General features: G+C 41.5%; 5 protein-coding genes. 4 read left to right on the top strand and 1 reads right to left on the bottom strand.

The window, feature by feature from the left end:
* Window positions 1–149 precede the first annotated feature (149 nt).
* Window positions 150–5,036 (bottom strand): CHAT domain-containing protein, encoded by a 4,887-nt coding sequence (locus tag FD723_RS16620; RefSeq protein ID WP_179066307.1) that lies wholly within the window; start codon window positions 5,034–5,036, stop codon window positions 150–152.
* 193 nt (window positions 5,037–5,229) lie between these two features.
* Here FD723_RS16620 and FD723_RS16615 point away from each other — a divergent pair, with 193 nt between their 5' ends.
* From FD723_RS16615 to FD723_RS16600, 4 genes are all read left to right on the top strand, one after another.
* Complete coding sequence (locus FD723_RS16615) at window positions 5,230–7,065, top strand: ShlB/FhaC/HecB family hemolysin secretion/activation protein (RefSeq protein WP_179066306.1); 1,836 nt, start codon at window positions 5,230–5,232, stop codon at window positions 7,063–7,065.
* A 532-nt stretch (window positions 7,066–7,597) separates the two neighbouring features.
* On the top strand, window positions 7,598–9,130 hold the full coding sequence (locus FD723_RS16610; RefSeq protein WP_179069173.1) for a SagB/ThcOx family dehydrogenase: 1,533 nt from the start codon (window positions 7,598–7,600) through the stop codon (window positions 9,128–9,130).
* A 638-nt stretch (window positions 9,131–9,768) separates the two neighbouring features.
* Complete coding sequence (locus FD723_RS16605) at window positions 9,769–12,093, top strand: PAS domain S-box protein (protein WP_179066305.1); 2,325 nt, start codon at window positions 9,769–9,771, stop codon at window positions 12,091–12,093.
* A gap of 10 nt (window positions 12,094–12,103) precedes the next feature.
* Window positions 12,104–13,627: an ATP-binding protein gene (locus tag FD723_RS16600; RefSeq protein WP_179066304.1), complete on the top strand. Its 1,524-nt coding sequence runs from the start codon at window positions 12,104–12,106 to the stop codon at window positions 13,625–13,627.
* Window positions 13,628–13,633: the final 6 nt, after the last annotated feature.

Genomic DNA, 13,633 nt, shown 5'->3' with positions numbered 1-13,633 from the left:
GAATGCGGCAAATGGTAAATGTTGGTTTATTTATGCCGTGTTGTACTAGAGTAGGTGCTATGTCACCAGAAAGCGATCGCTAATTTTTTATAATTATCACAGCTGGCTGGATGATGCGATCGCAAGCGATTACTTACGGCTACCCATCTTCACCAAGGATTACCAACCATTGTGAATCCAGCCCAGTAATAAGGATGCGTCAGGGATTCATCAGTGCTGTCAGCAGGTAAAGGCAAATTCCCAACGACTCCCAAACCTTGCACTTGTCCATCCTTTACGTAAATTTGCCCTTTGGCCATAGCTACTTGAGCCTCTCTCAGGGCTTCTGCTTTAATTGGAGCTGTCTTTAAGTTCTCATAAAATTTTGTCATCAACGCTGCTGTACCAGCATCATTAACCGACCAAAGACTAGCAACACTAGTTTTCACACCTGCCAGCACTGCTAAACCCGCAAATCCCAATTCGGATTCTTCATCACCCAAAGCTGTTCTACAAGCACTCAGCACCAGCATTTCAACTTCGGGTTCATTCAGCCGCAACTGTCGTAGTTGATTCAAGCGTAACTTGTCTTCCCACAGTTGAATATAGGAATTACTCAAAGCGCCAGTAGCAAAATCGGCATGGGTTGCCATGTGAATAATTCCAAAAGGTTGTTGGCGGCGGATGGTTTTGAGATTGTCTAAGGTGGCTTGCTTGTCTAACAATAATTTGCCCTGCCAGAGTTTAGATACCAGTGTTGATAATTCTAAGGGAACTGCTGGTAAAGGCTCTTGTCCTTGTGTACTCTGAGAAACTCCCAACGCTAAAATTTGAGATTTTTTTATGTCTTTATAAAGAGTGTTAGTCAAACTAATACTTGGCATCAAGCCAATACTATATTTTTCTACTAGAAACCCTTTACCATCATGAAGCGCTGCCATTGGGGTTGAACGTAAGCCAATATCTGGTAGAAAAACCAGATTATTGATTTGTCTTGCCTGTAAATCTGCCTCTAATGGTGCAATAATCCAGCGATAAAGTTGTTGAGATGAACGCAAGTAACCGGTGCGGCGACGATTTTGTGGACTAACGATTTGGTCACGAAATTCTTGAGCGACTTGGAGAACTTTGGCTCTGGTAGTTTCTGGGATGCGCTTGCGGATAGGATCGCCTTTTCCTGTTACTACGACTATTTCCAGTTGGTCGCTATCTTGTTCTGCGAGAGTATTCAATTGTTTAGTAGATTTTTGAGCTTTGCCAAAACTTCCCTCTGGTATAACCTCCACAGGAACAAAGCTGATATAGATAAATGCAGGTTTAGCACCAGTAGCTTCTTCAATTTTGCGAGCAATTTCTTTGGACTCATCCAGTGTTTTGATTTGAGGAGTGGGTATGCCTAAATGGTTGGCAAAATCATCTGTGAATTTATCTTCGGGTGTGGGATCGGTATTAATAATGGGGTTGTCAATCTTAGGATTATTAGGACCAGGGACATTCGGTTTACCTGGAGTACATTGGAATGAGCAAGGGGGAGGATTCGGGGTAAAAGTTGGGGTAGGAATTGGGGTAGGAATTGGGGTAGGAATCTGACTGACATTAATTCCTATCTGTACAGGTGCAGAAGACGAAACGCGGTCATTTGCACTAATTACAAAGGCATTTAGTGACCCATTCACATCAGTTGGAGGGGTATATACTAAAGTATCGCCGCTAGATAAGGTAGTTACACCAGGGATGACAGGAAGGCCATTGACAGTCAGATTTCCTGTATTCACTACATCAACCTGGATGGAGGTGATGTCATTATTAGCATCGCTAACGAGTGGAGCCAAACTAGAGAACGTCAAGGTCACAGCTTGATTAGTCTGGGTATTGGGTAGCGATGAGTTTGCCGTTAATATCGGCGGGGTGTTGACAGATGTAATAGTGATTCGGGTTGGAGTGCCACTAGCATCTCCACCATTTGGCAAGACTGGAAAGTTGCCAGAAGCGAGGATTGAAGTGTCTCCCGCATTAATTGTTCCGGCTGTGCCATTGGTACTCGTCGCATCACCTACGATAAATGGCACATTATTTTGACCACCATCATGTCGAATTGCGACAGTGCCTCCCGCAATGCTAGTGGTTCCTCCTCGTCCAAAATCCAAAATTCCGCCAGTAGCGATGGTAGTACCTGTGCTTCTTCCTTGCACTAGTCCATTTGTCAGCACTTGGACATTGCCACCTTGAACAGTGTTGGCATTACCAAAATCCGTTGTGGCCTGTGTGTTGATGCTGTTAAAGCGAATTGTGCTGCCCAAGGGATTGGTAGTTTGTAAAGTAACGTTGCCACCTGTGGCGCTTGCAGTACCATCGACGTTAGTGGCTGTTGCTGAGGCGTCAATGCCGTCATTCACAGTGATATTATCTCTGGCAGTTAAATTAATTGCACCAGATTTAGCTGTAAAATCTCCACCTGGTACTGTCTTTGATGCAAATGAGTTAATGGCCCCTGTGGTAATACTGCCTGCTGTGGTTGTTACGACTACATTGCCGCCTGTACCTGAGTTATTACCATTAGTTGCAGAGGAAGTAATTCTACCTGTGATGATGTCCCCTGTGGCACTTAAATTCACGGTTCCAGCTATAGATGTACCACCATATCCAAACCCAGTTGTATCCAAATTTCCCAATAATAGACTGGCTCCCGATATGGTAATGGCTCCCCCGGTTGTCTTGATTGTGTTGGCAGGATTGGCAAAGTTTACAGAACCATTTTGTGAAGACAGGTTGAAGCTACCGCCATTACCCAAGTTTAATGTAGCGACACCAAGGGTAGTTACTAAGGGCGTAGCTCCGGTGATGTCGTTGATGGTAATATTTCCTGTGGCTTGTAAGTTGATATTTGTGCCTGATGCTGCGATCGCACCCCAAGAAACGGTATTCGCCCCAATATCTGCATCGCCAAAAGCAATATTACCAGCTGTGCCATCAAAACTACCTGTCCCTGCTGTACCATCGATGATGGTAAGTGTGCTGGGGTCTAGTAATAAAGTGCCAAAGTTGCCATTAATTGCTGAAGTATCTACCAAACCGTTGAAGGTCAAGGAATTTTTGCCTGATACTTCGACATTTCCACCATTGCCGGCATTTGCTCCTCCACGAGCCGAGATGTTGCCATAATATTGGGTTGTGTCGTTACCCCAAACAATTACGCGTCCGCCGTTTCCATTCAAATTGCTATCAGCATTAATGACGGATTTTGAGTCCACATAAGTCTGATCGGCGTTGGGTAAAGTCCCCTTACCTTGAAAATCACCGCCAATTAGTACAGTACCGCCGCCATTGCTTCCAGAGGCGTTAATGTTGGCATCAATCACCCCGACTCGTTTACCCAAAGCAGTTACCGTACCGCCTGTTTGACTCGATACATCCACTTTGCCGGAAACAATGGTTGTCCCTGGTGTTGTGGGAATTGTCACATTCGAGGCTGTTAATTTTACAGTCCCGTCAGGATTAGCAGTTAACCCTGTGTTCCCAACTGTCAGCAATTCCGGTAAAGATGCAATGGGAATTGTCCAGTTATTGGGTTGGCTGCTACTAGAGGTGAGGGGCTGAATTTCCAAACTCAACAGATTTCCTGGCTGACTAAGACGCACCCAATTTTCCCCTGGTACGGATGTGATCGTAATCTGTCCTCCCGGTGCTGAAAGTTGCCCAGTGTTAACTACAGTACCGCCTAATAAATTCAAATTTTGTCCAGCACCTACCACCAAATTTCCAGCATTAGCGATCGCTCCTGGCTGGTTCGTACTAAAGGCAAATCCGTTGGGGTTTCCAACTAAATTCTTGTAGTCATTAACACCGATGGCGTTAAACCAACTGCTGCCAAAACCAATGCCGTTAGCTGTTGTCACCGTGAAAGCACCAGGTACATTTAAACTGGCGTTTGCTCCAAAAATAAATCCGGCTGGATTCATCAAAAAAAGGTTAGGATTGCCACCTGTTACCTGAATTAAGCCATTAATAACCGAAGCATTTCCGCCTGTAATTCGACCAAGGATATTTTGCAGCGCCGGACTAGCTTGAAAATTGGCGATTTGTTCTGGTGAAATCCCAAATTGCTGAAAGCTGTGGAAAAGATTCGCACCATCTCTAGAGGTTGTACCACCAGTGATATCAAGTCGATTGCCGTTGGGTGTAACAATTGTGTTTGTCCCATCGTTAGCAGGAACTATTTGTTGTGCTTGAGCTAATCTGGGACTTACCAGCGAGGCAATAACTAGGACTGAAGCGGCGATATTAGACAATAAGGATTTTTTGCGCCGCAATATAAAGCGACCTGTAAGTAATTCTACATCGATTTGTAACTTATCTGCTAATCCCCGCCGCCAAAGTGCTTGTGCGATCGCTCGTTTAGACCAGAGTATTTGTTCTTTTTGTCTAGTAACAGAAATGCTTTGAGAGTGATTTCGGTAAAAATAGAGTGGCTCTTTGACTCGGCGTACCTGGGCTACTTCTGAAAGTCGCAGACATAGGTCATAATCATAGGCACAGCAAGAGAATGATTCGTTAACACCTCCCACTCGGTCGTAAATCGATCGCCGCATCAAGCGGAAGTGAAACGTCATGAAGTTCACTAACAGACCGGCTTGAGAGTAAGGAATGTTACAACGATGACCGTAGCTGATAACTTTGCCGTCTCGATCGATATCTAAATAGTCGGTGTAAACAAATCCTACTTCTGGATGGCGGTTGAGGACTGTGGCGGTTTGGGCAAGGGCGGTAGGGGCTAAGATATCATCATTGTCTAATATACCGATGTAAGTACCCCTAGTTTGGGCGATCGCTGCCTTACAAGCCCCTGCAACTCCTTGATTCTCTGCCTCCACTACCCGCACTCGATCATCTTGTTGAGTATAAGCATTTGCGATCGCCACCGATCTATCTGTAGAGCCATTATCCCAAATTAGTAGCTCAAAGTCTTGCCATGTCTGCGCTAAGACGCTAGCGATCGCTTCTTGAAGGTAAGACTCGCGGTTGTAATTGACGATGACAATGGAGATCAGTGGCGACATCGAAGTATTCCCAAGTTTTTTACCTGTTACCACAATATAATGCTAAGGACTATCACTTAGAATAAATCGCCGTTAATTATAGTTTTAGTTACAAATCTTCTGAAATCTGAATGTCAAAAATATGATATTGAAATACTTATCGTATCCCCAATCCCCATCAGCCCAGTCGTTAGATAAGGCACTCCATTGAGAAATGAGCAAAGAAACAGAAACTAGTGTTAAATCTGAAATAATTACTCAGCAAAAGATTGTCTGTTTCTCTGATCAGTTAGAAACTTGGCGGGGTTTGGTAACTACTAAACGGAGTAAGCACAGTTTCAGTTTTCAGTGTAGCTTGCTAATTCTGCCTGCGGTCTGGATTTTAACTGCAAATGAACTGAAAGCTACAGCGAATATTTTTACACCAGACTCGGCTAAAAATAGCAGTCAGCTAGAGTTACAAATAGTACAAGAAACAGAACCTACCCCGACAACTAAGCCCAATCAAAGCGAACCGAATCCACAACCAGAAACACCACAGCGCATTCGAGTTCGCAAAATCCAGGTTGTAGGTAGCACAGTTTTTAATGAAAATGACTTTAATCCAGTAGTCAAACCCTTTGAAGAACGGGATTTAACTTTAGAAGAAATCAGACAAGCCGCAGATGCTATTACTCAGCTTTACCTAAATAAAGGTTATATAAATTCCAGAGCAGTTCCAGACACGAAACAATCTAGCACCGCAGATGGAGTTGTAGTAATTCGGGTGTTGGAAGGGCGTTTGACTGAGATTGAAATTCAGGGGACGCGGCGATTAAACCCATCTTATATTCGTAGCCGCATCCAATTAGGTGCTGGTATTCCTCTCAATACTGGTAAGCTCGAAGAACAACTAAAATTGTTGCGACTCGATCCCCTATTTACCAATGTAGAAGCGCGTCTGCGTCCAACGGGTAAAGTTGGTCAAAGTGTTCTCATTGTGAGAGTTGAAGAGGCAAACCCTTTAACTGGTAGCTTGGGCGTAGATAATTATTCGCCTCCCAGTATTGGAGCGGAAAGATTGGGTGTTGAACTGCGCGATCGCAATTTAACTGGTATGGGAGATGAATTAGCAGGCTCATATTACCATACACTCTCTGGTGGTTCCGATGCCTTTGATTTTAGCTATCAGATTCCCGTGAACGCCATGAATGGCAAAGTGCAGATTCGAGCGGCATTGAATCGCAACAAAATCACTGAGCCACCCTTTAACGCCTTTGGTATTCGAGCCAACCAGGATCTTTATGAAATAAATTATCGTCAACCATTGATGCGATCGCCTAAAGAAGAATTTGCCTTATCTTTAGGATTTACCTATCAAGATGGTCAAACTTTCCTCTTTGATAATCTTGCAACTCCCTTTGGCATTGGGCCTGATGCTAATGGTGTGAGCCGCACCAGTGTAATTAAATTTGGTCAAGATTATATCAAGCGCGAACCTCAAGGAGCTTGGTTTTTGCGATCGCAATTTAACTTTGGCATTGATATCTTAGATGCAACTATCAACAATGACCCCATACCCGATGGTCGCTTTTTTAGTTGGCTAGGTCAAGCCCAGCGCGTGCAGCAACTCAGCAACGATCATTTATTGCTCATCCAAGCAGACTTGCAGCTGACACCAGATAGCCTTTTACCTTCCCAGCAATTTGTCATTGGCGGCGGACAATCTGTAAGGGGATATCGTCAAAATATCCGTTCTGGGGATAATGGATTTCGGGTAGCGATCGAAGATCGGTTTACAGTGCAGCGTAATGAAGCTGGATTATCCACAATTCAACTTGCGCCATTTGTAGACATGGGAGCCGTCTGGAATCAGTCTAATAATCCTAATCAGCTACCCAATCAAACTTTTTTAGTGGGTGCAGGCTTAGGATTCTTGTGGAATCAGGCATTGGGAATTGATAATCTCTTTATGCGCCTCGATTACGGATTTCCATTTATCGATCTTAGCGATCGTGGTAATAATGCTCAAGATGATGGCTTTTACTTTAGTCTTCGCTATCAACCCTAATAATTTTGTAAGCTTTCTGGCTATTCTAAATGGGTGGTAATACTGCGTAGGTTTTGCATTTTTAACTCGGAATTGGGTTTTGGTTAAAGGTTAAAGGTTTTTTCTTTCCTCTTTGCCCTTCCCCTTTTCCCCAAAACCCGACAAGTATTGAAATGGGTGGTTTATTTACGCCGTTTTGTACTGGGGGGAATTTTAAGACTTGTGTGTACACCTTAGCCTTAAATTACCACAGGGTAGTTTTTTCCTGAACCGTGGCCTACATTTACTCCACAACACAGTATTCCCCAAATCACCTTCTCTTCTGCCTAATTTTTAAACACCTACCCTTGAAAGCTGGGGGCTGGTGACTTGGAACTTGGGAGTGGAGACTGGGAGACAAGGGAGAATAACTAATCCCTAATCCCTAATCCCCAATCCAATTGTTACCAAATACCACTTTATGACTCTGAGGATTGTACCAATTGACACGAAACAATGAGGCTAATGAATGCCAAGATCAAGAAAAGGATGCCCCAAGGATATTAAAAGTACTATGCCAGAATTACACCAATCAATTGCCCAGCATTATCACGAACGGACTAAATACAATCCTGAGACTCTCGCCTCCAAAAGTCAGCGCTTAGACTGGACTAAGCAGCCAGTGCCCTTTAAAGAGTACAAAATTGGCTCTACTTTTGATCTCAAACCCTATATCCAAGAAAAACCAGAGGCTTATGCTAATAACCCGGATGCTCAATGGTGGCAAAGACTTTCGCGGCTGTTGTTTCGCAGTTATGGATTAACGGCGAAAATGCCTTCTATGGGTAGTGCGGTGTATTTACGTGCTGCTCCCAGTGCAGGCGGATTATACCCTGCTGAGGTGTATGTGGTTTCCCGTGGTACGTCGTTATTACCACCTGGTTTGTATAACTACCAGTGTCGGACTCATTCTCTCATGCATTATTGGGAAAGTGATGTTTGGCAAAATCTCCAAGCAGCTTGTTTCTGGCATCCTTCTTTAGAAAATACCCAATTAGCAATTATTGTGACTGCGGTTTTCTATCGTTCTGCATGGCGCTATGAAGATCGGGCTTACCGTCGGATTTTTCTGGATACGGGACACCTGTTGGGTAATATCGAGTTGGCTGGTGCGATTACTGACTATCGCCCCCATCTAATTGGCGGCTTTGTAGATGAATCGGTTAACGATCTGCTTTATGTCGATCCGCAACAAGAAGGTGCGATCGCTGTCTTACCTCTGGCAGACTTGTTAGATATTAATCAAAATTTGCCATTGGGATGTACTGCTTTACCTTCCGCTACCGAAACAAGTTATCCTCAAATCCCCGATGGCGAACTACTAACATATTTCCATCGACACACTCATATCCAATCAGGTGTAACTGGCAATCTCAATCTACCAACTATTAAACAAGAAAAATCTTTGGAGGATAAATACAATTTTCCTTTCTGTTTAAAAATTCCCACTAATACTGCACCTATAGATTGGGGACAAAAGCTGTCAGAACTAGAAATCACCATGTACAAGCGACGCTCTACCCGTGCTTACAATGGTGAGGATTTAAGCTTCGATGAATTGAAAAGTTTACTCGATTTCACTTACCAGCCAAAAAATTACATCGACCAAAGTTTAGATATTTCTCCAGACTACTTCGATCTAAATTTAATCGAAACATTCATTGCTGTTTGCGGAGTCAAAGGATTGGAGGCGGGTTGTTATTATTATGCACCGAAAGCCCAAGAATTACGCCAAATTCGGTTTAAAAACTTCCGCCGAGAGTTACATTTTCTCTGTTTAGGACAAGAATTAGGGCGGGATGCAGCAGCAGTATTGTTTCATACCGCCGATTTGAAATCTGCGATCGCACAATATGGCGATCGCGTTTACCGTTACTTACACATGGATGCCGGTCATTTGGGGCAACGCCTGAATTTAGCAGCAATGCACCTGAATGTAGGCGTCAGTGGTATCGGTGGATTCTTTGACGATCAAGTAAATGAAGTTTTGGGTATTCCTACTGATGAAGCCGTTTTATATATAACTACACTGGGACGCCCTAGATAAAAGATAGCGCAGGCTACCGTAAATAATACAAAGTCCACAAAGATTCTTTGCGAGAAGCTGTGCGTAGCTTCTCCGTAAGAGTATGCGCTATTTGCATTTTTTCAATCAATGAGGTTGCAAAAACTGCCGATAGTTTGCTAATAATACTGATGGTGAATATAATTTTTCTTTAAAACCCACCCTTAAGCAACCCCAAGTACTCATTCAAATGGAGTAAATTTTTCCTACGAAAAAATAAATATCTTAACAATCTCACAGAGTAAAAACATTGGTTAATTTCAGTCTATGCTTTAGACCGATTCTTTGTGAAACTTTACAATATCAGGCTTGATGAGACAAGTTACTTAAGCAACCTGTTCTGGGACTTTCAACTAAAAAAGTATTCCGTCGTTTCGGTAAGCAGGGGAAGCAAAGGAGGAAGAATCTAACGATCATCATTCTCTCTCAAAATTTAATAATTTAATTTCTGGAAGTCCCTCTATGGAACCTCACAGGTAATCGGTACTAGCAAATCTAATATTGTATTACAAACGTTAATAAAAATACGATTTTTATTTTGCAGATTTTACAAAAACTCAATTTTTTAAATTTCAACAAATTAAATCTGGCATTTAAAAAAAATTGTCACAGAATCACCAATGCTATTTCCTGAGAATGAAAGTCAAAAGAGTTTTAATCTCCTTTTCTCTAAAAATCCTAACCCAATGTGGGTATATGACCAGAATAATCTACAATTTTTAGATGTAAATGAAGCTGCTGTTCTCCATTACGGCTACTCACAAGAAGAGTTTTTGCAAATGCGAATAACTGACATTCGCCCTTCAGAAGATGTCTCTCTATTGCTGGAATATTTAGAACAAAATCACTCTAACTTACATTTTGCGAAACAATGGCGACATCGGCGAAAAGATGGACAGATTATTGATGTTGAAATTTTCACACAGACAATAGACTATGGCACTTATAATGCTCGCTTAGTTAATATACGAGACATCACAGAACACAAACAAATAGAAAAAACTCTTCAGGAAAGCGAAGCAAGATTTCGCGTCATTTCTGAAGCTATTCCTCTTCCATTAACTATTTCGCGTGTGTCTGATGGATTGATATTATACGCTAATACACAATTGCTTCAAACATTTCGGCTTTCTCCAGAGTATTTAGTTAATCGTAATTTTTTTTTGGATTTATATCATGATTTGGCAGATTTAGAAGCACTTTTAAAGATTCTTAATCAACAGGGCTTTATTCATAATTATGAACTCCAATTAAAAAGATCAGATGGAACTCATTTCTGGGCGATCGCTTCATTGCAATATTTAACCTTTAATAATGAATCAGCAATTTTGACAGTATTTAATGATATTAATGACCGCAAAAATGTTGAAACAAAACTCCAAGAGCAAAATGAATTTTTGCGGACAATTTTTGAGAGTATACCTTTAATGATTGCCCTTTTTGATGCTAATGGTAAACTTCAGTGGGTGAACCAAGAATGGGAAAATATTCTTGGTTGGAAATTTCAAGATTTCCCAACTCGTGATGTCTTGGAAGTGTTATATCCTAATCTGGAATATCGACAGTATGTAATTAATTTTATTCAGTCTGCACAACGTAATTGGGGTGACTTTAAAACTCAGGTGCGCGATGGTCGTTTACTAGATACATCTTGGACTAATGTTTACCTTTCAAATGGTCAAATTATCGGTATTGGGCAAGACATCACAGAACGTAAGCAAACTGAACTAGCTCTAAAAGCTCAAGCCGAGCGGGAGCAATTAATGCGAACTGTTGCTCAACGAATTCGTCAATCTTTGAATCTTCAAGATATTCTGAATGCAACAGTTCAAGAAGTACGAGATTTACTTGGTGTCGATCGAGTAGTAGTTTATCAATTTGACTCAGAGATGATCGGCACAATTATGGCGGAATCGGTAGAAGATGGATGGACAGTTTCTTTGGGCGTAGAGATTCATGATACGTGTTTTCAAACAGCTACAGGAGTAGAGTATTATCAGGGACGCAAGCGAGCGATCGCTAATATTTATGAAGCTGGACTAACTGATTGCCATATTCGCCTGCTAGAACGGTTTGAGGTGAAAGCAAATTTAGTTGTGCCCATTTTACTAGAAGCAGGCTCTCAAAACCCTGGCTCTCACCTTTGGGGTTTACTGGTTGCTCACCAATGCTCTGGTTTTCGTGAGTGGGAAGAAAATCAATTAGATTTGCTCGATCATCTCACAGTCCAATTAGCGATCGCAATTCAACAATCTAGCATCTTAGAACAAGCTCAAACTGAACTTGTTCAAAGACAAAAAGCTCAAGTCAAGTTAAAAGCTGCCTTAGCTGAAAAAGAAGTTCTCTTAAAAGAAGTTCATCATCGAGTTAAAAATAATTTGCAAATTGTTTCTAGTTTATTACAACTTCAATCACAAACACTCAAAGATCCAGAAGTCATCAAAGTTCTGCGAGAAAGTCAAAATCGAATTGAGTCAATATCTCTAATTCATAAAAATTTGTATACTTCAGCGAATATTGGACAAATTGATGTTGCTGATTATATCCACAATTTAGCTACGAGCTTACTAATTTCCTATCAAATATGGCCTAATAAAATCGCTTTAGAAACTGATATAGATCCATTGAGTTTGAATGTTGACCAAGCCATTGCCTGTGGATTGGTGATTAACGAATTAATCTCCAATGCTCTCAAGCACGCTTTTCCCGATCAACAAGTAGGCACAATCAGTATTGCTTTACGTAATGCTGGCAATAATATCGAAATGACTATCCGAGACAATGGAATTGGTTTACCAGATAATTTAGATTGGAGAAATACTGATTCTTTGGGTCTATCGTTAGTACATGACTTGATTACAGAACAACTGGAAGGCGATATCACCCTAGAACGCAATCATGGAACAGTATTTAAAATCAAATTCACGCAGTTAACTTTGCATTAGTAAATATCAAATGGGTCAAGCTAGGATTTTAGTCGTTGAAGATGAAGTGATTGTGGCTAGAACTATTGCCAGCCAACTGAGTCAACTAGGATACATTGTTACAGGTACCGCCTCATCTGGAAAAGTTGCCATTGCTAAAGCATTGGAAACTCAACCAGAACTAGTATTAATGGATATTATTCTTAAAGGTGAGATGGATGGGATTGCTACTGCTATTCAGATTCGCGAGCAGTTAGATGTACCTGTAATTTATTTAACCGCTTATGGCGATGAGCATACTTTAGAAAGAGCAAAAATTACCCAACCTTTCGGATATATTGTTAAACCATTTACTACAAAAGATTTAAGAATAGCGATCGAAATCGGTCTTTTAAAACACCAGTTAGAACGCGAACTACGGGAGAATCGAGATCAGTTAGCAACCCTTTTAAACTCAATGAGTGATGCTGTAATTGCCGCAAATGAACAGGGAAGAGTAACATTTATGAATCCTGCGGCTGAGGCACTGACTGGCTGGCAGCAAAAAGATGCTTTAGGAAATGAGGCAGCGAAAATTTTTCATATTGTCGATGAAGTTACAGAGACGACATTAGAAAGCCCTGTGACAAAAGTGCTGCGCGAGCAACAAGTTGCTTATTTAGGGGAATTCACATCTCTAATTACGAAAAACGGCAAAAGAGTTCCAATTGGTGATAGTGCTTCACCACTAAAAGGACGACCTGACCAGATCAATGGCGTAGTAGTTGTTTTCTGGGATCTTAGCGAACGACGGCAAACAAAATTGCTAGAGCAAGCATTGGAGAAGGAGCAAGAACTTAACCGTCTCAAGTCCTTATTTATCTCCACCGTATCTCATGAGTTTCGTAATCCTCTGACTGTTGTTCAAACGGCAGTAGAACTCATAGAAATGCAAGGAGCAAATTTGACCAATGCAAAAAGAGACGTTTATTTAAAGCGAATTCAAGGTGCTGTACAATCTATGGAAAAGCTCATGGAAGAAGTGTTGTTTATGGGTCGAGCTGAAGCAGAAAAACTCATATACAACCCTACTCCCCTTAACTTAGAGCAATTCTGTCTAAACTTAATCGAAGATTTTTCAATTATTGAAAGCAACGTTTATGAAATTATTTTTACCTGTCATAGTGAGAATACGTCCGCTGTCATGGATGAAGTACTCTTACATTACCTGTTTACAAACATTCTCTCAAACGCAGTTAAATATTCTCCGAGAGGTGGCAAGATTCAGTTTGATTTAATATGCGATCCGATTGAGAAAGTAGCAATTTTCCATATTCAAGATCAAGGTATGGGCATTCCTGAAGCAGACCAACCTCGACTGTTTGAATCATTCTACCGAGCCTCAAATGTCAAATCCATTAAGGGTACTGGATTAGGATTAGTAATTGTTAAAAGGTGTGTTGATGCCCATAGAGGTCAAATCAGTGTCACCAGCCAAGTTGAAGTCGGTACTATATTTACAGTAATTTTGCCTTTAAATTCCGAATTATCCTTGACGGAAACTTCTGAATTATGAATGATT

It is taken from the genome of Nostoc sp. C052 (genome assembly GCF_013393905.1).
In the GTDB taxonomy this organism is placed as follows: domain Bacteria; phylum Cyanobacteriota; class Cyanobacteriia; order Cyanobacteriales; family Nostocaceae; genus Nostoc.
Note: the sequence above shows the minus strand (reverse complement) of the source record. Positions and strands in the feature narration are given on the sequence as shown.